The organism is Bradyrhizobium sp. AT1, from assembly GCF_001590795.1.
Taxonomy (GTDB): domain Bacteria; phylum Pseudomonadota; class Alphaproteobacteria; order Rhizobiales; family Xanthobacteraceae; genus Bradyrhizobium.
The window spans coordinates 7,319,313-7,343,142 of sequence record NZ_JXDL01000001.1; the positions used below are offsets into that span (position 1 = coordinate 7,319,313).

The 23,830-nt window shown below is 58.8% G+C and carries 24 protein-coding genes; 8 read left to right on the forward strand and 16 right to left on the reverse strand.

Annotated elements, in window-relative coordinates; all coding sequences use genetic code 11:
• From SE92_RS33730 to SE92_RS33745, 4 genes are all read right to left on the reverse strand, one after another.
• Nucleotides 1-1,063 (reverse strand): nucleoside-diphosphate sugar epimerase/dehydratase (locus SE92_RS33730; protein WP_198172873.1); only part of this gene is annotated, 1,063 nt, incomplete at its 3' end.
• A 103-nt stretch (nucleotides 1,064-1,166) separates the two neighbouring features.
• Nucleotides 1,167-1,931 (reverse strand): class I SAM-dependent methyltransferase, encoded by a 765-nt coding sequence (locus SE92_RS33735; protein WP_063203053.1) that lies wholly within the window; start codon nucleotides 1,929-1,931, stop codon nucleotides 1,167-1,169.
• Complete coding sequence (locus SE92_RS33740) at nucleotides 1,931-3,394, reverse strand: glycosyltransferase (RefSeq protein WP_063203055.1); 1,464 nt, start codon at nucleotides 3,392-3,394, stop codon at nucleotides 1,931-1,933. The genes SE92_RS33735 and SE92_RS33740 overlap by 1 nt, the downstream gene beginning before the upstream one ends.
• A gap of 46 nt (nucleotides 3,395-3,440) precedes the next feature.
• On the reverse strand, nucleotides 3,441-5,048 hold the full coding sequence (locus tag SE92_RS33745) for a hypothetical protein (RefSeq protein ID WP_063203057.1): 1,608 nt from the start codon (nucleotides 5,046-5,048) through the stop codon (nucleotides 3,441-3,443).
• A gap of 89 nt (nucleotides 5,049-5,137) precedes the next feature.
• On the opposite strand from SE92_RS33745, the gene SE92_RS33750 reads away from it, so the two are divergent.
• From SE92_RS33750 to fcl, 3 genes are all read left to right on the forward strand, one after another.
• Nucleotides 5,138-5,977 (forward strand): FkbM family methyltransferase, encoded by an 840-nt coding sequence (locus SE92_RS33750; RefSeq protein WP_063203059.1) that lies wholly within the window; start codon nucleotides 5,138-5,140, stop codon nucleotides 5,975-5,977.
• Nucleotides 5,978-6,083: 106 nt separating this feature from the next.
• A complete protein-coding gene (gene gmd, locus SE92_RS33755) occupies nucleotides 6,084-7,154 on the forward strand; it encodes a GDP-mannose 4,6-dehydratase (protein WP_063203061.1) in 1,071 nt (356 codons plus the stop codon).
• A complete protein-coding gene (fcl, locus tag SE92_RS33760) occupies nucleotides 7,135-8,076 on the forward strand; it encodes a GDP-L-fucose synthase (protein WP_063203063.1) in 942 nt (313 codons plus the stop codon). Before gmd ends, fcl begins: the two co-directional genes overlap by 20 nt.
• Before the next feature lie 186 nt (nucleotides 8,077-8,262).
• Here fcl and SE92_RS33765 read toward each other — a convergent pair whose 3' ends face one another.
• Genes SE92_RS33765 through SE92_RS33775 form a run of 3 tightly spaced genes read right to left on the reverse strand, consistent with a single transcriptional unit; the run spans nucleotide 8,263 to nucleotide 10,908 of the window.
• A complete protein-coding gene (locus tag SE92_RS33765) occupies nucleotides 8,263-8,892 on the reverse strand; it encodes a hypothetical protein (protein WP_245324777.1) in 630 nt (209 codons plus the stop codon).
• Entirely contained in the window at nucleotides 8,889-10,064 is a 1,176-nt protein-coding gene (locus SE92_RS33770; protein WP_063203065.1) for an ERF family protein, read from the reverse strand. Before SE92_RS33770 ends, SE92_RS33765 begins: the two co-directional genes overlap by 4 nt.
• Entirely contained in the window at nucleotides 10,048-10,908 is an 861-nt protein-coding gene (locus tag SE92_RS33775) for a YqaJ viral recombinase family protein (protein ID WP_084251939.1), read from the reverse strand. The genes SE92_RS33770 and SE92_RS33775 overlap by 17 nt, the downstream gene beginning before the upstream one ends.
• 395 nt (nucleotides 10,909-11,303) lie before the next feature.
• Between SE92_RS33775 and SE92_RS33780 the strand changes: the two genes are divergently transcribed.
• The 3 genes from SE92_RS33780 to SE92_RS33785 all read left to right on the forward strand — a co-directional run bounded on the left by SE92_RS33780 (nucleotide 11,304) and on the right by SE92_RS33785 (nucleotide 14,745).
• Nucleotides 11,304-11,864 (forward strand): D-glycero-alpha-D-manno-heptose-1,7-bisphosphate 7-phosphatase, encoded by a 561-nt coding sequence (locus SE92_RS33780; protein ID WP_063203067.1) that lies wholly within the window; start codon nucleotides 11,304-11,306, stop codon nucleotides 11,862-11,864.
• Nucleotides 11,865-12,446: 582 nt separating this feature from the next.
• The gene (locus SE92_RS36405) at nucleotides 12,447-12,584 is read left to right on the forward strand and encodes a hypothetical protein (protein WP_157095801.1); all 138 of its coding nucleotides are present in this window, start codon (nucleotides 12,447-12,449) and stop codon (nucleotides 12,582-12,584) included.
• Nucleotides 12,585-13,107: 523 nt separating this feature from the next.
• Nucleotides 13,108-14,745, forward strand: coding sequence for a recombinase family protein (locus SE92_RS33785; RefSeq protein ID WP_063203904.1), 1,638 nt, complete (start codon nucleotides 13,108-13,110; stop codon nucleotides 14,743-14,745).
• Between the two features lie 207 nt (nucleotides 14,746-14,952).
• On the opposite strand, the gene SE92_RS33790 is transcribed toward SE92_RS33785, so the two are convergent.
• The 4 genes from SE92_RS33790 to SE92_RS37500 form a co-directional block, all read right to left on the reverse strand.
• A complete protein-coding gene (locus SE92_RS33790) occupies nucleotides 14,953-15,159 on the reverse strand; it encodes a hypothetical protein (protein WP_063203069.1) in 207 nt (68 codons plus the stop codon).
• A 766-nt stretch (nucleotides 15,160-15,925) separates the two neighbouring features.
• Complete coding sequence (locus SE92_RS33800; protein WP_084251941.1) at nucleotides 15,926-17,611, reverse strand: recombinase family protein; 1,686 nt, start codon at nucleotides 17,609-17,611, stop codon at nucleotides 15,926-15,928.
• 118 nt (nucleotides 17,612-17,729) lie between these two features.
• Nucleotides 17,730-18,041, reverse strand: a complete 312-nt coding sequence (locus tag SE92_RS33805) for a hypothetical protein (RefSeq protein ID WP_245324778.1) — start codon at nucleotides 18,039-18,041, stop codon at nucleotides 17,730-17,732.
• Between the two features lie 62 nt (nucleotides 18,042-18,103).
• A complete protein-coding gene (locus SE92_RS37500; protein ID WP_349510047.1) occupies nucleotides 18,104-18,259 on the reverse strand; it encodes a helix-turn-helix domain-containing protein in 156 nt (51 codons plus the stop codon).
• A gap of 260 nt (nucleotides 18,260-18,519) precedes the next feature.
• Here SE92_RS37500 and SE92_RS33810 point away from each other — a divergent pair, with 260 nt between their 5' ends.
• Entirely contained in the window at nucleotides 18,520-19,035 is a 516-nt protein-coding gene (locus SE92_RS33810; RefSeq protein ID WP_063203075.1) for a hypothetical protein, read from the forward strand.
• Here SE92_RS33810 and SE92_RS33815 read toward each other — a convergent pair.
• The 5 genes from SE92_RS33815 to SE92_RS33830 all read right to left on the reverse strand — a co-directional run bounded on the left by SE92_RS33815 (nucleotide 19,019) and on the right by SE92_RS33830 (nucleotide 23,449).
• Nucleotides 19,019-19,357 carry a hypothetical protein gene (locus SE92_RS33815; RefSeq protein WP_063203077.1) on the reverse strand — a complete coding sequence of 113 codons (339 nt, stop codon included), beginning with the start codon at nucleotides 19,355-19,357 and terminating at the stop codon, nucleotides 19,019-19,021. The genes SE92_RS33810 and SE92_RS33815 overlap by 17 nt on opposite strands.
• Before the next feature lie 48 nt (nucleotides 19,358-19,405).
• Nucleotides 19,406-19,780: a DUF5681 domain-containing protein gene (locus SE92_RS37570; protein ID WP_502686788.1), complete on the reverse strand. Its 375-nt coding sequence runs from the start codon at nucleotides 19,778-19,780 to the stop codon at nucleotides 19,406-19,408.
• Between the two features lie 132 nt (nucleotides 19,781-19,912).
• A complete protein-coding gene (locus SE92_RS33820; protein WP_063203079.1) occupies nucleotides 19,913-21,199 on the reverse strand; it encodes a site-specific DNA-methyltransferase in 1,287 nt (428 codons plus the stop codon).
• Nucleotides 21,200-21,285: 86 nt separating this feature from the next.
• A complete protein-coding gene (locus SE92_RS33825; protein ID WP_157095802.1) occupies nucleotides 21,286-21,696 on the reverse strand; it encodes a hypothetical protein in 411 nt (136 codons plus the stop codon).
• A gap of 529 nt (nucleotides 21,697-22,225) precedes the next feature.
• Nucleotides 22,226-23,449, reverse strand: a complete 1,224-nt coding sequence (locus SE92_RS33830) for a phenylacetate--CoA ligase family protein (protein WP_063203083.1) — start codon at nucleotides 23,447-23,449, stop codon at nucleotides 22,226-22,228.
• 86 nt (nucleotides 23,450-23,535) lie between these two features.
• On the opposite strand from SE92_RS33830, the gene SE92_RS33835 reads away from it, so the two are divergent.
• A partial coding sequence (locus SE92_RS33835) for an AGE family epimerase/isomerase (protein ID WP_198172875.1) occupies nucleotides 23,536-23,830 on the forward strand: 295 nt, incomplete at its 3' end.

Sequence of the window (23,830 nt, forward strand, 5' to 3'; positions counted from 1 at the left end):
GGATGTCGGCGATCCGTCCCTCGACCTCAGCGGCCGCGCCTCGCGCGGCGAGTGCCTCCGTGATGGCGTAGAGCGCCGGCTCGGAGTTTTCCACGATCAGGAGCCGCGCGGCACCGAAGGCGACGACGCGCTCGCAGATCTCCGACCCGATCGAGCCGCCGCCGCCGGTGACGATCACCGCCTTGCCGTTGATTAGCGCTTCCAGGCGCGCATAGTCGATCGTCTCGCTCGGCCGCAGCAGGAGGTCCTCGACCGCGACGGCCGTGAGCCGCGGTGTATCACCGCTCTCGAGCGAGGGCATCCGGTTCACGATCACACCCAGCTTGCGCGCCCGCATCAGGATCGATTCCGGACGCGCTTCCGGCTCGAATGCCGACGGCGTCATGACGAGGCGCGCGATCGGCTTGTTGCGCTTGGCGAAGTCGGCGACGACGTCCTCGACGTCGTCGATGCCGCCCAGCACCGGCACGTTGCGGATGAACTGGCCTCGATCCGAGATCGACGGCGACAGCACGCCGACCGGCCAGATGCGCTTGATCGCTCCGCTCTCGATGCCGCGCAGGAGCACCTCGGCATCCGCGGCCCGGCCGATCAGCAGCGTCGGCGCGGCCTCGTCGCCCCTGGCGTGACGCCGCACCCGCGTATAGCGGAAGTAGCGGTAGGCCATCCGTGACGCGCTAAGGAAGGAGATCTCGAGGAACCAATAGAGGACGATCGTCACCTTGCCGAGGAAGAAGGCGCCGCGGACGTTGGGGGCGACGAAGATGTAGTCGAGCACGAGCAGGGCGACCGTCAGCACGGTCGCGACGCGGATGATGTTCAGCGCGTCAGGCAGCGAGATGAAGCGCCATTTCGTCGTGGTCAGGTTGAAGATGAAGAACACGACGACGCTGAAAGCGAGGAAGTAGGGCAGGATCTGGAACAGCAACGGCAAGCGGTCGAAGAAGCCGTCGCCACCCTCGAATCGCAGATAGAAGGCGGCAAAAAGCGCCGCCGCGGTCGCCAGCAGGTCGTGGAGCGCGATCAGGAAATTGCGCAAGGTGAGATGCGAAAGACGCGTCATCAGATCGCTCACCCCGGATTTCGTGTCTCTGCAGCAAAGCGAATGCCACTGTTAGTTTCTGACGTCCACTCCGGCGCGAATGGTTTGACCAACGGTGATTTCCTCAGGATGGAATACGCTCCATCACGATCATCATTCGAAACCCAATTTGCCGGCGAATAATGCTTGGTACGCGGTCCTCGAGGGCAATGAAAGCTCGCGTGAATTTCGCGGGCATGAGTGTCCAAGGCTGAAATCCACCGCTCAGCGGATACGCAAACAGGCTGAGCCAGTCGACGCTGCGTACACGCAAACGCGGGACCAACTGCTCAACTCGCTCACGCGTGGCTGGCCGCGCAAACAGCAGCGTGGGAATGGCTTGGTTGGAATCGAAGGGGTCTCGGTCCGGATTTATCGCTACAGGTTGGAAGGGATCGACGCCCATTTCGACCGGCTCTTCGTGAAAATGGGTATAAAAGTGGCGGGCGACGGGCGTCATGGCGGGTTCTATCATTGCAAGCCGCCCGCCGGGTTGCAAAACTCGCGCGGCTTCCTCTAGAAATTCGAGCGGGCGCTCGAGGTGATGCAAGACGTCGAGCATCACGGCACCGGCAAAGATGCCATCCCGAAACGGTAGGCAATGCGCATCTGCGACGACGTCGATACCTGGAAAGCGCAGGACGTCCATCGAGATGACGTCCTTTCGGGATTCCTTCAGATGCGCGGTCCCGCCGCCGATATCGAGAAGTCGCCCCTCCGGACACGCCACCATGAGGCGCCGGTGATAATCATGATAGAGTAGCCTCAGCGTTTCCTTTCGCTGCCATATGGCGCGGTGCAGAGCCTGACGTTCGTCGAGAGGAGCATCGGCGACGGCGGTGTTGGTCATCAGATGGCCTTCAATTTTCGATACGCGAACAGCACCATCTTGAGCAGCAGCCAACCGTCGCGAAAACGCGATATCTGCGTCTCGCCGAAGGTGCGCGCCTTGTAGTGGACTGGGGTCTCAATCATCTTCAGATTTTGCTTTGCTGCGCCGAAGATCAGATCGAAGTCGCCGAACGGGTCGAAGTTGCCGAAATAGGATCGCTCCCGAATCAAGGCCTCATAGTGATCTCGGCGCAGCACTTTCGTGCCGCAAAGCGTATCGGTCAGGCGCGTATTCACGAGGTAGCTGAAAATGTAGGCAAATGTCCGGTTAGCGAGAAAATTCAGGCGACGCATCGCTTCGTCTTCCATAGGATAGACTAGGCGCGTTCCATTTACGAAATCGGCCTTCCCTATTTCGATGATCGAGTGATATCTCGGCAACTCCTCAGGGGGCATAGTGAGGTCCGCATCGAGGATCATCAGCACGTCGCCAGTGGCATGGGCAAAGCCCTTGCGGACGGCATCACCCTTACCTTTGCCCTCCTGCTTCATCACCTTGATCTGCCACTGATCCTTGTACTTCTCGCGAACGCGCTCGCATTCCTCGAAAGTGCCGTCTACCGAATTGCCCTCGACGAAGATGATCTCCTGCTGTGATCCGAACCGGGGCATTCGCGTGATTGCGCTCTCGATATTGCCTCTCTCATTGCGGCAGGGAATGACTATGCTAGCCGACAGTTTGCGGTCGGGGAATTGCCGGATTGGCCGTCCGACAAGGTAAGTGCGCAGGCAAAGGCGCCTGATTCCAGGGAGCGGCGCGATGAAGCGGTTGACGAAGGTGCCGAGGCCTAAAAGCTTGCGAGGCAGGAGCTGGCGCTGCTCGTGTCGAATGACCTCGAAGTCTGCGAGATCCATTAGGTTGAGGAAGTCGGCGGTGGCGAAGTAGTTGATCGGTGGTTGCTTGCTCTTTAGCTTCAGGATCTCGCCGATCTTGAGGACGGGCTCCCACAAATGCGAATAGTAGGAAATCACAAGGCGCGTCTCGGGCGAGCACAATCTGTGCACCATCCGCAGCGTTTCGTCGATTCTTTCGAACATGCCTATGGTATCGGAAACCACGATGTAGTCGAAGGGGCCCTCGATCGCGCTTAGCGTGTTCGCATCCTCCACATCGCCGACGATGAAGTTCAGATTGGGGAACTGCGATTTCGCGCGCTCGATCGCGCCGGTGCTGAAATCGATGCCGACCCCATAGCCCGGTTCAAGTGCCGCAAGCAAGTCGCCGCAACCGCAGCCAAGTTCTAGTACGCGCTTCTGGCGGGGGATCAGGAACCGCACAAACGCGCGATCTTCGTCGTAATAGGCGGAATTGACCGTGCGCCAATAAGCCTGCTCGCCGATCGTTTCCTCGGTATGCTGCAGGAAATTAAGTTTCCGGGGGCTAGGCGTCTGCTTCGCATCGATGACGTCGCGTGTACACATGATGATGGCGCTTCCTGGCGAGCACTAGTCCTCAGTCGGCTGCTAACTATTCGGCTCGGCGCAAGAGGACGAACACCGTGCGGAGCTCGATCAGCGTGTCGCCATCTTGATACCGGACCGATTTCGGTCCGAGTAGGTCGACATTGGCGGCCGCCTTGACAGCTTCCGCCGTCGGAAAATAGCTCTTGTCGATCACGTACGCCCCCACCTCCTCGCTGACGAGGGCTTCGACAAAGCTGTTGGTTGTCCCTCGCCTATCGCTTACATAAGCCTTAGTCAACGGCTCGACACCCGCGTAAGTCAGTATGAATCCCTCGCCATATTCGCGGAATGGCACTCTGTAAGCGTAGTCCAAGACTTTCTTCTGACGCGCGTTCAATTTGGCGATCTCGTCCTTGTCAAGCAGGGCTGCGTTGGTGCGCTCTGTCCGGTCGACTAAGTACAGATGCAATCGCTGCACTACGGGAAAGGCCATTAATAAGAGGGCGGCCGACACCAGCAGGAGCTTGATCCGCGACGGGCGCCGCCTGATCAGAAGCTGGTATGCGACAACGCAGCCCGGCAGCGTCGCGGAAACCCCCGCAGAATAGTGGAAGTCGTAGTGCTTGAAGACAAATAACGCCGATAGCGCTGCTGCCGTGCCGCAGCCGACCCCTACCGTGAGCTCGGGCCGTGGCTGGCGACTCCTAAGGAGAAGGGTGCCCGCAATTATGAGCAGACCCACGCCTGCCAGTAGTGCGAGCGGAAGGGCAAAGGCTCGGTGGGATGGGATGGAATAAACCGCCTTCAGGATCTCTTCTAGGTTCGCCAATGTTTGGTCGCCGGCTCCATAAAGGCCCGATCTGAAGGCGACTGAACGATGAAAGAGGAGAAGCGCGCGGAACTCATCCCAACCGATAACGATATAGCCAACCAGACAAACGAGTCCAACGAAAGCCACGACGAACATGGCAAGGCTTCTGACAAGTATGGCTATGCGTTTCAGCGGAAACCCATACTGCGCGAACATAGATGCGCAAAGAGCCGCGGGCACGTAGATGTATGAGAGTTTGTTGAGATAAGCGACCGCGCTGACCGCGGCAGCAATTGCGATTGTTCTCGTTGTGCCCCGCTCGTCACGTGAAATCTGGAACAGGCTGAGCAGGAACAGGACGTTGATGACCAACGCGAAGGCTTCGTTGCTCGGCGAGAGAAAGTTGGTGATCGTGGCCGGGGTCGACAACAACCAGACGGCGAGACTGAGCACGATTACCGAGGAGGGCAGGAGTGGATAGGTTATCCGGACGAACAGATACACTCCACAGGCACCGACGAAGGAGGTCAACGCAATCGCGCACAACTGGTAAGTGCGAACCTGATCTAGGACACTGTTGAAGAAATCGAGTGGGTTGGATGCAAATGGATGTCCGCTTAGCGCTAGGGCCAACCAGCTTGTGTAGTAAAAGGGAAGGCCGGGATGGTTGGTCAGTCCGATTGCTGGGTACATGTGGTGGTGGCCGAGGCGAAACGCGAGGTTGAATGCGTTCGCAAGACCAAGAGGCTCATAATCGTTGCCCAGCCAAAATGAAATAGGGTACAGCAGGGCCAAAGAAACTGGTAGGAGGAAGAATAGGCTGGCTAGGGTGAGCGACAGGCTCGCGGAGCTAAACTTCATTAACGATGGTATCCCGTGTAGGGGTGATGTGTGGCCCGAAACCGCTGGTTGTAGGTTGGATTTTACTGAGATTGGTAAGGCACGCAACAATGTTTCAGAGGCTACTGCGGGATCTCGCCGTCAAGTTGTTCGGGATTGTGGGCGAGGCGGGCTTCAAATCTAGTCTTTTTCGCCGTGTGTTTCTGACGCTCTATTCTGGATACAAGCAGTACCTGGAAGCCGGGGCAATCGACGAGCTGAAGCAGTTCGTTGCGGAGGGCTCCGTCGTGATCGATGTGGGTGCAAATGTCGGCTTCTTCTCTCGGCGTTTCGCAACCTGGGTCGGCCCTCGGGGGAAGGTCATCCTGCTTGAGCCGGAGGAGCACAATTTCAAAGCCTTACAGTCGATGATCGAGAGAAGCGGCTTCATCGGGCGCACTCGCCTTATGAAGGCCGCTGCTGCGGAGAGGACCGGGAAAGCTCTTTTCAAGGTCAATCCACGGCATCCGGGAGATCACAAGCTGTCGGCAGACGGCACCGGCGTTGCGGTCGATACCGTGCGTCTAGATGAACTAGTGGTGGACAAGCACAAAGACAGGCCTGGCCTCGTTAAGATCGATGTCCAAGGTGCCGAGCTTGCCGTGCTACGCGGCGCGCCGGACATTCTGCGTCAGGCAGGTCCGGCTCTATTCGTTGAGCTGGACGAGAATGGACTTCGGAAGTTCGGAGCTTCTGTCAAGGACATTCTCGACTACCTGGATGGCTTCGGATACGCTGCGTTTTGGCTGGAGAAGGGCGGTAGGCGCACGTCGGCGACCGACAACGACATTGCGGCGCGAATCGTCGAATTCGGCTATGTTGATGTGCTTTTTCTGCTTGTGAATAGCGTGGGCGCCAGCCAGCAAAGTCCGGGAGACGGCAACTCACGACAGGTTCCCAGCGCCTGTTGACAGTCTTGACCGAGAACGGTCACAAGTCCAAAAGGCGCCTTGGGCGCAAAGCTCTCGATCGAGTGAGCGCGCCGATTCCAGGAAATTGACAGGAACGCGGCTTCTCATGAGTAACCGTATCGCTCTAATCACCGGCGTGACCGGCCAGGATGGCGCCTATCTTGCCGAGTACCTGCTGTCGCTCGGCTATATTGTGCACGGCATCAAGCGGCGCTCTTCCTCCTTCAACACGGCGCGGGTCGATCACTTGTATCAGGATCCGCATGTCGGCGACGTGCCGTTCCAAATGCACTATGGCGACATGACGGATTCGAGCAATCTGATCCGACTGGTGCAGCAAATTCGCCCGACGGAGATCTACAATCTCGCCGCCCAGAGCCACGTCGCCGTCAGCTTCGAGAGTCCTGAATATACCGCTAACGCGGATGCGATCGGCGTGCTACGGCTTCTGGAGGCGATCCGCATCCTCGGCATGGAGAAAGAGACGCGGTTCTATCAGGCCTCGACTTCCGAGCTCTACGGCCTCGTGCAGGAGATCCCGCAGAAGGAGACCACGCCGTTCTATCCGCGCTCGCCCTATGGCGTCGCGAAGCTCTACGGCTATTGGATCACGGTGAACTACCGCGAAGCCTACGGCATGTTCGCTTCCAACGGAATACTGTTCAACCACGAGAGCCCGATCCGCGGCGAGACCTTCGTCACTCGCAAGATCACCCGCAGCGTCTCGCGGATCGAGGTTGGACTGGAACAGACACTCTATCTCGGCAATCTCGAGGCCAAGCGCGACTGGGGCCATGCCAGGGATTACGTCGAGGGCATGCACATGATCCTGCAGGCCGACGAGCCCGACGATTTCGTGCTCGCCACCGGCGAGACGCGCTCGGTGCGCGAGATGGTGGAGCGGTCCTTCGCTCATGTCGGCCGCCGCATCGAATGGCGTGGGAAGGGCGTCGACGAGACCGGCGTCGATGCCATCAGCGGCAAGACGGTGGTGAAGATTGATCCGACCTATTTCCGCCCAACCGAGGTCGATCTGCTCGTTGGAGATGCAAGCAAGGCGCAGAAGGTACTCGGCTGGAACCCGAGGCGGAGTTTTGCGCAACTCGTCGACGAGATGATGACCGGCGATCTGGCCGAGGCCAAACGGGAAGCGGCTCATGGCAAGCGTACCGTTTGAGCTGAAGGGCAAACGGGTCTACGTCGCCGGCCATCGCGGCATGGTCGGCAGCGCGATCGTGCGCCGGCTGGCGCGGGAGGATGTGAATCTCGTCACCGTCGAGCGTCGCGAACTCGATCTCTGCAACCAGGCGCAAGTGTTCGACTGGTTCGCGAAGGTGCGACCGCAGGTGATCTTCCTCGCCGCCGCCAAGGTCGGCGGCATCGTCGCCAACAACACGTTGCGCGCCGAGTTCATCTACGACAATATCGCGATCGCCACCAATGTGATCCATGCTGCGCATATGCACCATGCCGAAAAGTTGATGTTCCTCGGCTCGTCCTGCATCTATCCGAAGCTGGCGCCGCAGCCGCTGCGGGAAGACTCGATGCTGACGGGTCCGCTGGAGCCGACCAACGAGCCCTATGCTATCGCGAAGATCGCTGGCATCAAGATGGCGGAAGCCTATCGCAGCCAGTATGGCAGCGACTTCGTCAGCGTGATGCCGACCAACCTCTACGGGCCCGGCGACAATTATCATCCTGAATTGAGCCACGTCGTTGCCGCGCTCATCCGCCGCTTCCATGAAGCCAAGCTGTCGGACGCAAAGACCGTCGAGGTCTGGGGCACCGGCACGCCGCTGCGCGAGTTCCTCTATGTCGACGATATGGCGGATGCCTGCGTGTACCTCATGAAGACCTACTCCGGCGCCGGGTTGGTCAATATCGGTACCGGAAAGGACATCGCCGTTGCTGAGTTCGCTCGACTCGTCGCGGACATCGTCGATTACAACGGTGAGATCGCTTTTGACACTACGAGGCCAGACGGCACGCCGCGCAAGCTACTCGATGTCAGCTGCCTCGAAGGGCTCGGCTGGCGCGCGAAGACCTCCCTCACGGAAGGTCTGAAGCAAGCGTACGCAGCATATCTGTCGCTCGGGTGATGGAGCGGTTACTCCCGCTTAATCCATCGTGAGCAGTCCACGGGAGCCGTTATCGCTTTTGAAGGTGAGCACTCCGAAGACTATCTGATCAGATCCTCCGATACTCTTATACTTGGACGGTGTGTGCGTCGTCTGCAAAAGCAGGGATGGCGCTCGCGCTGGCTTGCTTCGATCACTTTATTGATGTCATCGGTCAAAGCTTTGTTCACGTTCGCCGCCCCGCAGCAAGGCGGTTCTATGCACGCCGCGGTTTGAGGACCGTCTGGCTGAGTGCTGCAGAGCATTGAATTCTTTAATCAGCAGCAGGCGCCGAACCTGCGCTCCGTTCAGAAGTGATTCAAATAGCGAGAGGATCTCTCGCGCCTGGACGTAAACCTCCATACTGACGGCGTGTTGATCGAAACCGTACAATCGGAGACGCGCCTCAATATCAATCGCCGCAGTTGGGTCCAGTTGCCAATCCAGAGCGTTATTGATGGTGTAGATTTCGGCTACATCCTGGAAATCTGGGGCAATGCCTGCCAGATCCACGCGGCGAAGCGTCATCTCTACGGCCTTTTGGCGATACGTGCTCAAGAGCCTGTGCCGCAAGACCCGGTAGCGCTGCATCTCCCAAGAGAGTTCTGCGACGTCGATTGCGAGCAGCCACTCGATGGCAGATTTGGGATCGAGGTCGCGGAAGATTGCGGCTTGAAGGGCCTTATAGTGGTCGATGTTCTCTCCAGGTAGAAGTTGGGGCGGAGGACATAACGCTTCGTATTGAGGCGGCAAGATGCTCGCCGGATGCGGTTTACGTAGATCGACCGGACCATTCATTGACCTTGCGCCTCCAATGGCGGACGCGGCGGGAGAGCGACCGGTGGGCCTTCCGTCAGATGGATGGGGCTAGCCTCCCAAAGCTCCTTCGCGATCTGAAGGGGTACAATTTGTAGATTGGTCCACCAAGCTCTTTCATTTCCGTGTCGGTGCAGGGATTGGTGGTGAGATCGGCAGAGCGGCACCGTGAACTCGTCGCTGACCTTGCGTCCCAAGGATCGTGGCTGGGCGAACTTGAGGTGATGCGCATCGGCGGGGGTCTTCTGGCAGACGAGGCACCCCTGGCTGCGGATGAAGGCGAGGTGATCCTTGCTCCGTCTTCGAGTCGGCTCCTTCGGGAAGGCGAGGCCGGCCTGTTCTTGCCGAGCTGAGTCAGCAGCCACATCGATGTTGCTGGACGCCGTCGTAGGGCCTTCATCGGGAGAAACGGATGTGGAGGGCGCAGGCTGCTGGACCGCGGAATGGATGTCGGTCAAAGGGGTATTCCCGATCCGCCTCTGATACGCGGCTTCAAGAACGCGGGCATCCGCCTCCACGAGAGTGTTCTTGAGGGGGAGGCTGATCTTGGTCCAAGCGAGCAGTCCATCGTCCTCCTTCTGGGCGGATAGCTGGCCCAGGAGCTGATCCAGGAGCACGGCGGAGCGTTCGGGCGGCAATACCGCGGGCCGGTTCAGGACGCCGCCAGGCGGCCTCCTTTTCGGCCCTGACGCGGCCTGCGGCTCCGGGGCAGCCAGCGGCTCCGTGACGACGTCAGGGGCGTCCAAATCGTCCTCCCCGGCGATCCCGACCAGGGCAAACAGGGCATACCTGCGCGCATAGGTCAGCGCGGAGCCCATCCGGTGCGGCGTTTCGACCTCCTTGGCGGCGCAGACCGGAAGGTCCGAGGAGATCCATTCCCCCGAGGCGTGGGCGAGCAGGGTGGTGAGGTGGATCTGACCGGTCGGCTGCTCGATCCGGGTGGTCTGGATAGTGGCGATCTCCTGCTGGCTCAGCGTCTTTCGCACGATGTCCAGGCCGCTCGCGAGGGAGGCGTAGCGGAAGGTCCGGTCATCCTCCCGGGGGAAGGGTGACCGGATCACGGCTGTTAGAGTTTTTTCCGGGTTGGTGAGTTCGGCCTGGGCCCGGGCGAGAGCGGCAGCGATGGTCCCGATGCTCTCACTGGACTGATGCATGAGATACCTCCGCCGCCGCCTGGACTTCAAAGCTGACCGCGCCGGACTTGGAACGCTTGGCCCTGATGCCATGGCCCGCGGCCTCCTTAGCGTCTTCCGGCATCAGCTTCTTAAGATCGGCCTTGGCAGTTTCGTGCTCGCCATGCGCTCCTCGAGTCCGAAGGTAGGTCGCCGCCAGCTCCGCCCATTGGTTGGAAGTGGACATGTCGACGACCTTGACCGCCTCCAGCCTCGGGCGCTGCGTTTCGATGTTGAACAGGGCAGGGCGTTCACCGCTCTGGACGCACCGCCAGAACTTTTTTTCGGCGGTGAGGAGAAGATGCTGGTACAGCGGGTCGGCGTGAAGCTTGATCTCGACCCATTTGCCGCCGCCGGTGATGATAGAGAGAACCGCGCTGCGGGATGCGGTGACCCACATGTTGTGCTGCAGCTGAGCCATATGTTTCTCGGCTGCGGCTTCCTCGGTGAAGGCCCAGGGCAGCATGAACTTGGCTTCGAAGACGGCCCCGTTTTGCTCGACAGTCCCGTCCAGCGTCGCCGCCATCCATTTGTGGACGGGATGGCGAACACGCTTTTGGATATCCTTGACAGTGTGCCCGCTCGCGCGCTGATACCAGGCGCGGTTCAAGACCTCGGTCACGGTGCCGAGCTGGACAATCAGATTGTCCGAGAGATCTTGCGGCTCCGCTTCGCCGCGCTTTTCGCGCCAAAGCCGGATGAGACTTTCTTGATCATCTCCCATGATGATGCGGGCGTCCGAGCCACCGATAAAATGGCGACGGTCGTTCGGGTTGAACCTAATGATATGGTTTGGCGCGTCTGTGCCATTCGTTTGAAGCGTCACCGGTATCTCCTACGCAAGAGCAAGCGGCGTTACATGCCGCACTGCCCGAAGCCCCGCGTTCGCGAGGCGAGATACCGGCGCTACAATCGGCGTTGGCGCCCGGCCGACTCAGTAACGCTCCAATCGCGGGTGAAGGCCAGTCCTTTTTGCAGCAACATTGTTGCTCGTTTTAGCGGCAGGAATGGCTCTTGTTTTCACGCGCTTAGGGCAAGTGCGAGAGGGGCGGCCGACTATCAAATCGACAAAACGAAGCCAATTTACGCATGAACAGCAAAGAGCTAACTGCATAAGAGGGGCGGCGCAGAGAGCGAACTGTCGAACCGCCGGAGATGTTGAAACCAAGCAGTATTTGTCGGAAGATCGCCGGGTATCCTTTCAACTTGGGCCAGTGAGATTTGAAGCGTCCGGCAGTATTTTTTGATCGTGATGGCGTCCTCAATGAGGACGACGGCTACGCTTTCGATCCGGACAAGATCCGGTGGGTGGAAGGAGCCCAACAGGCCGTCAAAGCGGTCAATGACGCCGGGTATCTTGCGTTTGTCGTGACGAACCAATCAGGAATTGCGAGGGGGTTTTACGAGGAGCGGCATGTTCACAATTTGCACGACTGGATGTCACGTGAGCTTGCGATAGCTGGTGCGCATATCGATGCGTTCGAATTTTGCCCACACCACCCCGATGGCTTGATTGAGCGTTACCGTGTCCTCTGCAGTTGCCGTAAGCCGCAACCGGGCATGATTAGAGCTCTGCTTGAGCGGTACGCGGTGAATATCGATGCTAGCTTTTTGATCGGCGACAAGCAGAGCGACCTTGCTGCGGCGCAAGCGGCCGGAATAGCAGCCTATCTGTTTGATGGATCAAACCTCCACAGGTTCATTGCTCCGTTGTTGACGGATCCATCCTGTCCTCCGGATCAATCACGGTTGCTTCGCGGAGGCGTGGGAACGGAGGATTGAGGCCCTGGACTTCGCGACCAAGGGAGCGATCGATTGCCAGGTTGAGAGATCAAGGAGGCAAGTTGGCGTCAAAGCGACAAATCGAAGCCAACCACGCAAACGCTGCGAAGAGTACTGGCCCGCAAACAAGCGCTGGGAAAGCAACATCGAGCCGCAATGCCTATCGGCATGGTTTATCGCGTTGGGACGAAGCCGCTGGTTCTGGTCTCGCCGGCTTCGATGTAGTCCTTGCAGAGGAATTCAAAGGCGCTGATATGGAAACCGCGCTTCAAGATCTGGCTCAAGCCAGGGGTCGACAGGATCGCCTGCGGGCTCTTAGAATGGGTCTGATCTTAGCAGTGATTGAGGGCACTGAACCAACGCAATTGAGATATCTGTCGAGCTTGGAGCGGTATGAGAAGGCAGCCCTATCGCGGCAACGGCGGGCGCTCAAACGCGTGAAGCGGAGTGACAGATGAGGACTATAAGCCGGGTGGGAAACCATCGAAGCGGGAAACTCAACAGTGGGACTCATGCCGAGGAGCATCGCGCCGATTGGGCGGCGGAAGTAGCGCCGCTAGTATTCAAATTCTTGGAGACTGTATGAACTACATTTTCCCCTTGCTGGCTGTCGCCATCACCATCGGTCTTTTTGTGCTCTACGCGATGGTGCGGCAGCACTTGCGTCGTTCCCGGCCCACCGATGAGGTTCCTCACTGGCCGGACTCGAGCCTGAGATAGGCGACTTAGCAACTCGAGGCTGCATTTCGGTAGGCGATCACCGACGAGCGGCTATCAGTGGCCACGCCAAGGCGCATCGAAAAAACCGAAATTTAGCTTGCGCCGTCGGGCAAAACAGTGGTCTATGGGGTGCTGGTCCAGTCGCAAATGGAGTCCAGCCAATGGCCGACGAATGCAAGGCTCTGTCCGATCTGCCGGAAGTAGCCAAGCTTAATGGAGAATTCCGAAAGAACTACGGGAAGCTTCTTGGAGCTTTCTTGTATCTGCGGTCGATCAGCGCCGCCCGTGGACGGTCATGGTTTTGGACCGGCTTGCTTTCAGCCGTTTGCTCTGCGGCATTGGTGGTTGGGAAAGCATGGCGTGAGCTATAAGTCGCAAGTACCGTGACAGGCTTGAAAGATTGGCGGTCCTATGGATTAGGACAGAATTGCTGATTGTACCTTGAACTTGATCCGGCTACAGCTCGCCATTTTGAATGGGAGTGTGGTCGGGGGGGAGTGCTGTCGCGGACGCGAGGGGCACCATGTCAAGAGCTCTTGTCGTACACAGGGATCGTTTGCTCCAGTCGCAAACAACAAATCGCGCGGCGCAATATGTCCGCATGTCTACAGACCATCAACAGTACTCTATCGAAAATCAGGCGGCAGTGATTGCCACGTATGCGGAACTCCACAACTTGACGATCGTTCGTACTTACCGCGATGAGGGTGAGAGCGGTCTGAAGATTGACAATAGGAAAGGTCTTATCCAGCTGATCGACGACGTTCGGTCGGACCGGGCGGACTTTGGTTATCTGTTGATCTTTGACGTCAGTCGTTGGGGGCGCTTTCAAGATGTAGATGAGAGCGCGCATTATGAGTTCATTTGCCGAAAGGCTGGAGTGAAGGTCGCCTATTGCGCAGAGCAGTTTGACAATGACGGCAGTTTGCTTTCCAGCATTATGAAAAACATCAAAAGGGTTATGGCGGCCGAATTTAGCCGAGAGCTTTCTGGGCGGGTACACGCAGCATCGGTCCGCATCGCAAGCAAGGGCTTCCGAATGGGCGGTCGGGAGCCGTTTGGGTTGGTACGGGAGGTTGTGGACGCCAAATGCCGGCCCAAGGGGACTCTCAAAGCGGGTGAGCACAAATTCTTGTCAACAGACCGAGTGAGACTAGCTCCGGGACCAAAGGACAAAGTCGAAGTCGTCCAATGGGTTTTCGATGAGTATCTTCGGGGAAGCTCCCAAGAGTCGATTGCGCGAGAGCTTAACAGGCGGGGGGTCTTGACCAATAAGGGCGGGCTTTGGTGCCAGAGTTCGATAGGCAAGCTGCTACGGCGGGAGGAGTATATCGGCAACCTCATCTACAATCGTCAGTCTGAAAAACTCGGCGCCAAGAGAATGAGCAATCCGACAGACCTTTGGGTCAGAAGCGATGGCGCGATCAAAGCAATAGTTGACCGTGGTGTTTTCAAGCGCGTCAACAGGGCGCTGGAGCAGCGCTTTGTGCGCATATCGGAAGAAGAAATGCTCGTTCGCCTTCGGAAACTTCTGATGAAGAAAGGGAAATTGAGCGCCTCTATAATTGATGCTGCTTTGGGGCTGCCGTCTCTAGCAACTTATCTAAGACACTTTGGCCCTATGCGTAATCTGTACCGTATGATCGGTTATGTCAGCAATCAGAGCTACTGGGATAAGCTTGATACGCACAAGAGGATGATGGAAGTTCAGCTAGGCAACGCGGCGCTTCTTCAGGAGGCTCTCAGGAAGGCGGGTCGGTGCGTCACGCTCGATCTGGCGGCCCAGTGTTTGCGAGTAAATGATGCCGTCAAGATCTGTTTCCGAATAGCCACTTGTCGGAAATATGTCACCATCCCACCTAAATGGAAGCTGGTTCGCCGCGTTCGATGGCCTGCGGGATGGGTTGTGGCGCTAAGGCTCAATGAGAACAATGATGAAGTGCTGGATTACGTATTGATGCCGTCAACGTCGTTATTGTTTCAGGGAGAACGGTTCTGGTTCTCCGAAGCATCGCGCGCATCTAGCAAGATCGAACGATTTGGCTCCTTTGACGAGCTGTCCCAGGTTCTCGTCGCGCGTATTGACAATGGGTCGCCACTAGTCCGGACCAAACGCGTAAGAGCGGTCAGCTGCGAAGCGGAAAGTCGAGGAAAGCCGTAGAGCAACGGGTGAATATCTGCGTCGGTCGCCTCGCCGGACAAGCTTAGTCTCAAAATAATAGTCAGCCACGTAGCCGCCTACCGCTGGTCAAATGGGAAGTGGCTAGGGCGCTCATCCGGCCCAGACATGAAGCCCAACGCATAAGCGAGCGCTTCTCAATGCGTTGCGACTGGTTTTGGCCTGCGAGAGTCAGGTGAGCGCTGGGGGTCAAACCACCCCGCCAAAGTCGATGCCTTCTTTGGCGAGCTGTTCAGCTTCCTCGGCCGATGCGGCAGGCTTCGTATCCAGATAGGGATGCTCAGAGGCCGGCAGGATGGTGCGGATGTTCTGGCCATCCGCCCGCGTGATGCGGGCAACCCAACCTCTTTGGCCGTGCTCAACTCGCTGGATGTGGTACTGCTTGTACGTAATCATGACTCTCGAACGCAACTGACTTTGAGGCTAGCCTCCATTTAGCCAGAGTGATGCCGCCGCACAATAGGCAGTCTTAAAATCAAGTTAAGATCGCCCCTGAACCGGCGCCCCGTCGGATACTAAAGTCCAAAGAAAAGCCCGCCGGCTTCGGAGCCAGCGGGGAGTTAACTGAGATTGCGACCGGATTTGTGGTCGCCCGCGAGCGTACCACAGCGGATCGCCAGCGTGAATGGGCGGAACTTACCCGTTCGCAAGCGGGCCATGCAGAGGTCCGCAGCCGCCGTCTGGCCGCTGGGAGATTGGCCCCTTTGCATCTAGGGTTGAGGGTTCGCCAGCCCCCGAGCCGGGCGGCGTCCACTGATCAAGGGCCATGTGACAAGCAATCATCGGATCCTTCTCTTGGCCTCAGCCAGACCCTAATTGGTTCATAGCACTATTGGCCAGTTCTCGGCCGCCAAGTCTAAGCACTGCTGTGTGGATCGAAATGCTCCACCACTTTGCAGGGCCTCTATGTCGAAGCCGCACCGCTGAAAACGTGAAAATGCTAGTCATGATCGCGGCCCGCGGAGGCAAAGTCACGTGCGGCTAGCTCCAATTCAATATCAGTGATCCGTTCGAAGATGCGAGCGGCGATCCTCTCTGACTCCTGGACCGTCAGCGATCGGATTCCGATCGAGGCCAGTTCGTCTCTCAGGATTTTTGCAACTATCGATTTGGCGCCCATAATACCCGGTCCTAAAGCGAGCATCAAAGCTCAGCCAAGGCGCTAGCACAAGTTCTTAGGAGGCCGTTGATGTGAGCGCCGCTTAGGGGCCCGTCTGGGTCTGGACCGCGCCGCTTTCGGCTCCTTGGTCTGGGGCGCCGGTGTGGCTTGGGAGGTCGGGCGTGTTCTAATAAGCCGGCGCGTAATCGCTTGAATGAGGCCGGCGGTCGTTTTGAAGCGCATAATTCCCCGCCGCATCCGCACTGCTTCGGAAAAGCGAATCGTGCGTTTCACTTTGCCGTCGGTCGGCAACAGTACGTAGTCCAGGACTGTCTTGTTGTGCTCGGCGAGCCGGATGGCAGCTATCCAGCCGTCAGGGAGGCACGCCTCGCGTTCGATGCTCCAGTACGGTGCATGAGTTGGCTTCTGGCCGGGGGTCCAACGAGCAGCCCTAACCGAAAGACAGGCGGTTCCATTCACGCGGAGGCAATTGCTCCAGCCGCCCGGACTGATACGTCCGCCTGCCGCTTTGATCGCGGTTGCAGCCTGTTCGACGAGTTTCGACCTTAACTCAGACCAGACAGGCCGCGAGTCGAGGAAATCGTAATTCCGCTTCGGGGTATAGCCGAGCAACCGATATAGATTTCGAAGGTTGCCGAAGTGCGTTTGGCAGGTCACGGAGCAGGGGAGCCCCGGGGTTCGATCGATGATGGCGGGTGTCAGACGGCCTTCTCTGAGAAGGGTCTTGCGCAAGCGGACAAGCATCTCCTCCTCGGTTAGATCGACGCGTCGCTCTTCGATGATCTTTCTGACGTTGAAGAAGACCTCGCGATCGACGATGGGTTCGATGCAGCCCTCGCTTCTGATCCATTGTTCAGGGGGATTTATCACGGCGGGCTGCCGTAGCTTTTGGGACTTTCGGTTGAAGATGAGGTTTCCGATATAGCTTTCGTTTCTAAGAATAACGCCCACCGCGGCGCGGGTCCACGGCGCGCCTGTGCTCGAGAGGAGTCCTTTCCGATTGAGCTCCCAAGCTATTGCAGTTTCAGACCTAACCTCCAAGAATCTTTGGAATATCCACTTCACGACTGCGGTTTCGTTTGGATCGCCTGGCCTTACGCGAATGTGGTCCGTAAGGATGTACTTCCGATCACCCTTCTTCATCACTCCTCTTGTTTGCATCTTTTCATCGACGAGCTCCCGTACCAGCGCGTAGCCGGCACGGCCACAAGGCTTGTAGCCGAGCCGCGCAAAGCGACATTGACCGGCGTAGACCTTTGCTGAAAGTTCGCGGCTGTATTCGGCCGCCATCACTCGCTTGATGTTCTTGACGATGCTCGCAAGCATGCTCCCATCGTTTTCGAATTGCTCGGCGCAATAGGCAACCTTGATGCCAGCACGTCTACAAACGAACTCATAGTGCGCGCTTTCGTCAACGTCCTGGAACCGACCCCATCGGCTGACGTCGTAGACCAGGAGATGGCCGAAATCGGTCTGGTTGCTCTCGACATCCTTAAGCAATTGAAGCAGACCGGCCCTGTTCTTGATGAGCAGTCCGCTCTCGCCCTCGTCCTTGTAGGTGCGAACCAGCGTGAAGTTGTGGGCGTGCGCGTAAGCGGCGATGACGGCGGCCTGATTTTGAATCGAGTATTGTTGGCGGTCGGTTGACATGCGGACATATTGAGCTGCCCGAACACCGAGGAGCGCTTTTGGCAGATGAGCTTTGTGAACGATGAGCGCATTACCCATTCTTCACCTCATCCCGAACGCAGGCGACGGAGATATAGAACTCCTCCGGATTTGACTCTTCAAGACGGATCTTCTGAGGCGCGCTGTCCGCGTTGGCGCGGTTGCGAAAAGGTGGGTGCTAGCGGTCCGCCGTGATCATTCGGCCGAGCAGCATAACAGCGTCGTGAAGCCGGTCCGCATCATAGATGAGTTGCTCGATGCCCATGGAGAGCTGAACGGCTTCCTCAAGGCTACCAGCCTCCGCACATGCCTCCGCGGCTTTGGCGATTTGCCGAGCTTGCTTCAGTTTGACCTGCATCTCCGCGAAACAGGCTTTGACGACCGGTGCAATTGATTTTGTATCCATATCGGCCCGCTGCTTGGTTGGTAAACCACGCACGCTCTGATCTGTCGGGAAGTCCAGTGGATTTCGCGCAATCTTTTGGCTCAATGTGGGCGTGTTGGAGCACAAAAAGATCCGGGCCGCCGAAGCGCAGCCTTGGCGCGGGCTGCCTAACTTGTCCTGGTTCGCAGGAGGCGGCGCAGCAGTTTGATTGGGTCAGCCCCCAAAGCTTCGGCAATGACGATAAACTCAATCACGTCCAAACGGCGTTCCCCGCCCTCGTACTTTGCGACAAAGGATTGCGGTTTCCTCAGCTTTTTAGCCAAGGTTTGCTGACGTATGCCCGCCTATGCCGCGCTGCGACAAGAAGGGCAATCAGGCGGCCATATTCGGCGGATTTGAGGGACTTTTCCATGGCCGCCGGGGCTGTTGATTCGGCGGCAGTCAATTTGATCCCGTAATGGGATTATCCCAAAATAGGATTAACCGTGAGGTGCGAAGCTGGGCGTCAGGTGCGTTGTGCGCTGGACTTGCAGGGCGAGCGGAGCGCTTATGCAGGCATCGCTCAAGACAAAGGAGTTTTACAGTGTTGCTTGAACTAAATCAGAATCCCCTGACGCCCCATTCTAGCGCCTCCAGCGTTCGGGAGCAGGCGCTCTTCCATCTGTTGCTTGGCGAGCTCATGGCCGCGCGCTGGCGGCAGGGCCGGCACGACATAGAGGTCCTGAAGAGCGAGGTCGATCGGAGCGGTTACGATATCGTACTGGAAGCCAATGGGGTCCTCCGGCACATCCAGCTGAAGTCGAGCTTTTTTGGCTCCGCTGTCCGCCACGTGACCGTCAGCACCCGGTTGCTTGAAAAGCCCAGTGGCTGTGTCATTTGGCTTGAGGTCGACCAGCGCACACTGGCCTTCGAGCGCTACTTCTGGTTCGGCGGCCAGCCGGGGGAGCGGCTGCCGGATCTGGGCTCGAAGGTCAGCCGTCATACGCGTGGGAACAGCAGCGGGCAGAAGCCCGAACGTCCCATGCACCGTGACCTCGGCAAGTCCTGTTTTTCGACTTTGAGTGGAGCGGACGAGTTGCTCGTCAAGTTGTTCGGGTAGGTTTACCTTCAACGACACTGATATCGTATAGCTGAAGGAGCTCGTCTGTATTCCAGATCTTCTCCGGAACGATGATTGGCTTACCGACCACCGCGGGGTCGTTCTGATCGACCAGCTCGCCGGCTCGTTCCAAGAGGCGCCAGATATTGCGCCACGCGCTCTTGTTGCCATGAAGAGCCGCACTGTAGTTCTTCAGCAGGATGGCCTCGGCAAAGGGTACCTTTTGTCGACGGCCATCTATGGTGAGTGTCACGCGCTCCATCGCAACCCGTTTAAAGATGGCGATCACGCTTTCCTTCGATGATCCATTCTGCTGTCTCATTCAATCACCTCTAGCTTGTCGTGTCGGCTTCAACGGCGAGTTGGGGTTCTAATCGGTAGTCCGAACCCGCTTCACAATGATCGGACCTGCGTACTTTGGAGTCGCTCTCAGAATAAGTCGGGATCGTTCCATGAGGTCGATAAACCTCTTAAACTCGCTCGGATCCCCCTCCATCGCATTGTGAAGAATGCGGCGGACCATTAATTCTCTTCGAGAGATGGTGCGCCCATCCTTTGTTCTTTGGACGCCATCAAGGAGCTCATTGAGGCTGATCCCACAGGGCCGCTTCGGCCGCCCCTTCGGATTTCCTGACGTTCCCTTTTGAAACTGCGCATGTTTCGGTGGGCATTTATAACCGATCAGGTAACCCGACGGAGCTTCGTCGGCTTCAAGAGAAGGGACTGAAGTATTGTCTTCTTCCATATGTCCTCGCGCAGGTTTGGAGCCCGAGCGAGGAGTAGCATCAACAGCCGGAGAGAGCGCTCACGACAATTGCGCAATGATGTTCGAGGTCGAGGGCAATGCTCAAGTGAGCCCTTGAGCTTGCATGGACGTTCAAGCCGCTCTGATCTCCGCAAGCTCCTCAAAAGTCTCCTGCATGGGATAGAGCGAGGCCTTCTTTCCGGTGTACTGCTCCCAGCGCCGCACCGCGACATCGACGTAAGCGGGGTCAAGCTCGATCGCCCGGGCAACGCGGCCGGTCTTTTCGGCCGCGATCAGAATCGTTCCGCTGCCACAGAAGGGGTCAAGGACAATCTGGCCCCGCTTGGAGCAATCCTTGATGGCATCGGCCACCATGGCCACCGGCTTCACCGTCGGGTGCAGCTTCAGCTCCTCGAGGCGCCCCGCCTTCATACTGGTTGCGCCCTCATAGTCCCAGACGTTGGTCCGGTAGCGCCCGTGCTGACCGAGTTCGAAAGTATTGGTATGTGCGTCCGATCCGTTCTTCCAGACGAATACCAGCTCATGCTTGGAGCGATAGAACGATCCCATACCAGCGTTGGTCTTGTTCCAGACGCAGAGGTTCTTGAGCTCCGCGTAATGCTTATCGCCCGCATTCAACATTTCCCGCATATGCCGCCAATCCATGCAGATCTGATGGATCGAGCCGTCCTTCGAGTAGTAGCAAAGCAGCCGGAAGGTCTTTGAGAGGAACGTGGTGAATTCCTCCTCGCTCATTTCCCCGGAAGCCATGGCAAATTCACGATGCTTGATAGCGCCCAGCCCCGAGACATTACCGCCAATGCGAACGTTGTAAGGTGGATCGGTGAAAATGAAGTTGGCCCGCTCGCGATCCATGAGGGTGTCGTAGACCGCGCGGTCGGTCGCATCCCCACAGAAAAGGACGTGCTTTCCCAGCCGCCACATGTCTCCGAGCCGGCTGACGGGCGGACCTTCACCGCACTCCGGGATCCGGTTCTCCGGCTGCTCGCTTTCGTCGTCGAAGTTCTCGATAATGCAATCGACCTCGGCAGCCTCGAAGCCCGTCAGATCGAGGTCGAATCCCACGTCTGCGAGCTGCTTAAGCTCGATCGCAAGGATTGCATTATCCCAGCCGGCCTTTTCAGCGAGGCGATTGTCCGCAAGAACATAGGCCCGCTTGTCGGTCTCGCTCAGGTGGGAAAGGCGAACGCAGGGGACCGTCTGAAGATTCAGCAGGTTTGCAGCTGCAAGACGTCCATGGCCTGCGATGACCTGGCCTTCATCATCGATCAGAATGGGGTTGTTAAACCCGAACCGTTCGATGCTCTGTACGATCTGCTTGACCTGCTTCGCCGAATGGGTGCGGGCATTGCCGGCATAGGACTTTAAAGTGTCAATTGACAGCTGCTCGATCTGCAAAGGTTCTCTCCCGAATTGAGTTCGCTTGAGGCGGAATGCCCCGGGAGGTTTTTGCAGATCGAGCCTCGAATTGCGCTCACGGAAAATCAGGAATTGCAGGTCGCAGGATGATGCGGAAACTGGCGCTCGATCTCCGCATCGAAGTCCTCGGAATCTCTGCGGTCCACCTCGGAGAGACTGCGGCGCTTCCACGTGGTGTGCTTATTCGCGAGGGTCCTCCCATCGATATTCTTGAGGCGCTTCCGGGCCCAATGCGCCAAGTGCCCGTACGCCCGCCCGCTGATAGCGACATGATCGGCGGTGCGCTGCTTTGCCACGTGACGTGCCTTAAGCCGCCGGCACAGCCACGGATAGATCCGGTCGACCTGCTCGAGCGTAAAGTCCTCAAGTGCTGGGTGGTTGGGAGGGCGGCCGCGGCGCTTCTTGGAGGGAGGTTCGTGCCGGACCAGCCATGGCGGATCGTTGCGAAGGTGCTGCTGATCGAACGGAATGCCCATGCTCATTTTCTCCTTGCGGCTTGTTGGCGTGGAGAAATGCTAGCCCAAGATGAAGCTTCCGCGCAGAGCGGCTCGCCGCGGTGGTAAACGCTCAAAATCCGATATTGCGGATTCGGAGGGCTATGGGGGTAGCGGGCGAGTTCAGTTGGCGAATGTAGAGGCCTCCTATTGGATTTTCGGAGTTCGTCACAAGGCCGTGACAAGTGCTGGTCCAAGATCTCGGCAAGAAGCACCCCAGGCGGTCAAGCGTGGTCGACCTTCTGCTCAGCTGCTCCGGCTAAGGGGAGATCGGGGAGGCGTCGTGCGCATCAAGGCCGTGGGTGCCGGATCGCTTCCCTGCTTCAGCTCGACATATTCGCTGTTCTTTGAGCAAGAATTCGCTGATCGCAGTTTGAAATTCCCTGTTATTTTCTATCCCGCGTCTCGCCGGAGGCGCACAAGTCCCGGAAATCTCGGGGTTTTTGCGCGGATCTACGGTTAAACGAGGATCAGCTTTTGCAAATATTCGCTGTTACTGGAGCAAGGTCGACTACCGCTCGTCCGCGATCACCTTGCCATCGTTCGGGAGCGCGCCGGGACCGAGCAGTTCGACCGCGCCGCCGAGCTTCGTCACGGCACGCAAGGTGCCGGCGATCTCTTCGCGCAACGCCTCACTCGCGGCCGCCGTCTCCGCCTTCAGTGTCATCGCGTCGGTCTCGCCTTGCCGCGTGACGACCAGACGCAGTCTTCCGAGCTCGGAATGCCGCTTGCCGATCTCGGCAACCTGCTCGGGACGGACGAACATGCCCTTGACCTTCGTGGTCTGGTCGGCGCGGCCCATCCAGCCCTTGATGCGCATGTTGGTCCGACCGCAGCGGCTAGTGCCCGGCAGTGCTGCGGTGAGATCACCGAGAGCGAGCCGGATCCAGGGATGATGCGGGTCAAGCGAGGTCACCACGATCTCGCCGACGTCGCCGGGCGCCACGGGATCGCCGGTGCCGGGCTTGACGATCTCCAGGATCAGGTCCTCGTTCACGACCATACCTTCGCGCGCCTCGGTCTCGAAAGCGATGAGGCCGAGATCGGCAGTGCCGAAGGCCTGATAGGCGTCGATCCCGCGCGCCTTGATCTCGGCCTGGAGCGAGGGCGGGAACGCCGCGCCCGAAACCACCGCGCGCTTGATCGAGGAGACGTCGCGGCCGGCGCTTGCCGCGGCATCAAGCAGGATCTTCAGGAAATCCGGCGTGCCGCTGTAGCCGACCGGCCGGTAGGCCTCGATCAGCTCGAATTGCTGTTCCGTGTTGCCGGGGCCGGCCGGGATCACCGCGCAGCCGAGCGCGCGCGCCGAGGCATCGAAGATGAAGCCCCCGGGGGTGAGGTGGTAGCTGAAGGTGTTGAGGACGACGTCGTCGGGGCGGAACCCTGCCGCGAACAGCGCCCGTGCACCGCGCCAGGGGTCGGCCTGCCGTCCCTCCGGCTCGAAGATCGGGCCGGGGGAGGTAAAGAGGCGGGCGAACGAGCCGGGGGCTGCCGTCACGAAGCCTCCGAAGGGCGCAGACGCCTTGTGCAGGGCGGGCAGTTCCGACTTGCGCAACACCGGCAGGCCTGCCAGGGCCGTCCTGGAGGTCACGGTGGCGGGATCGAGGCCTCTGAGCCGCTCGGCATAGGCCGGGGCGGCCATCGCGGCTCGCAGCACCTCCGGCAGGCAGGAGAACAGGTCGGCCTCGCGCGCTGCTGGCTCACGCGTCTCGCGGGCGTCGTAATGGGCGGTCATGGCTGTTCTTTCCGTGTTCGCATCCGTTGCGCGCCGCCACCGGCATGGGTATCAGACCGCCATTGACGCGGCCGAGAGGGGACCCGATGGCGGACGTAGAAAACATTGCGGCGGACGAGGCTGCCGATGTCGTCGCGCGCCTGAAGGGCCGCATGATCGACGAGGCGCTGCCGCTGTGGTCGACCGTCGGCTGGGATCAGGCCACGGGCGGCTTCATCGACCGGCTGCACCGCGACGGTACTGCGGATGCGGCCGCGCCGCGGCGCGTGTTCGTGCAGGCCCGCCAGATCTGGTGCTACGCCAAGGCGGCGCAGATGGGCTGGTATCCCGAAGGGCGCGCCATCGCGCTGAAGGGACTGGAGCATCTTCTGGCGAAAGCCA

What these genes read in the sequence shown, in the direction of transcription:
- SE92_RS33735 (WP_063203053.1), bottom strand. Translation starts at nt 1,931, where the DNA reads ATGACCAACACCGCCGTCGCCGATGCTCCTCTCGACGAACGTCAGGCT.
- SE92_RS33740 (WP_063203055.1), bottom strand. Translation starts at nt 3,394, where the DNA reads ATGTGTACACGCGACGTCATCGATGCGAAGCAGACGCCTAGCCCCCGG.
- SE92_RS33745 (WP_063203057.1), bottom strand. Translation starts at nt 5,048, where the DNA reads ATGAAGTTTAGCTCCGCGAGCCTGTCGCTCACCCTAGCCAGCCTATTC.
- SE92_RS33750 (WP_063203059.1), top strand. Translation starts at nt 5,138, where the DNA reads ATGTTTCAGAGGCTACTGCGGGATCTCGCCGTCAAGTTGTTCGGGATT.
- gmd (WP_063203061.1), top strand. Translation starts at nt 6,084, where the DNA reads ATGAGTAACCGTATCGCTCTAATCACCGGCGTGACCGGCCAGGATGGC.
- fcl (WP_063203063.1), top strand. Translation starts at nt 7,135, where the DNA reads ATGGCAAGCGTACCGTTTGAGCTGAAGGGCAAACGGGTCTACGTCGCC.
- SE92_RS33765 (WP_245324777.1), bottom strand. Translation starts at nt 8,892, where the DNA reads ATGAATGGTCCGGTCGATCTACGTAAACCGCATCCGGCGAGCATCTTG.
- SE92_RS33770 (WP_063203065.1), bottom strand. Translation starts at nt 10,064, where the DNA reads ATGCATCAGTCCAGTGAGAGCATCGGGACCATCGCTGCCGCTCTCGCC.
- SE92_RS36405 (WP_157095801.1), top strand. Translation starts at nt 12,447, where the DNA reads ATGAACTACATTTTCCCCTTGCTGGCTGTCGCCATCACCATCGGTCTT.
- SE92_RS33785 (WP_063203904.1), top strand. Translation starts at nt 13,108, where the DNA reads ATGTCAAGAGCTCTTGTCGTACACAGGGATCGTTTGCTCCAGTCGCAA.
- SE92_RS33790 (WP_063203069.1), bottom strand. Translation starts at nt 15,159, where the DNA reads ATGATTACGTACAAGCAGTACCACATCCAGCGAGTTGAGCACGGCCAA.
- SE92_RS33800 (WP_084251941.1), bottom strand. Translation starts at nt 17,611, where the DNA reads ATGGGTAATGCGCTCATCGTTCACAAAGCTCATCTGCCAAAAGCGCTC.
- SE92_RS33815 (WP_063203077.1), bottom strand. Translation starts at nt 19,357, where the DNA reads ATGAGACAGCAGAATGGATCATCGAAGGAAAGCGTGATCGCCATCTTT.
- SE92_RS37570 (WP_502686788.1), bottom strand. Translation starts at nt 19,780, where the DNA reads ATGGAAGAAGACAATACTTCAGTCCCTTCTCTTGAAGCCGACGAAGCT.
- SE92_RS33825 (WP_157095802.1), bottom strand. Translation starts at nt 21,696, where the DNA reads ATGGGCATTCCGTTCGATCAGCAGCACCTTCGCAACGATCCGCCATGG.
- SE92_RS33830 (WP_063203083.1), bottom strand. Translation starts at nt 23,449, where the DNA reads ATGACCGCCCATTACGACGCCCGCGAGACGCGTGAGCCAGCAGCGCGC.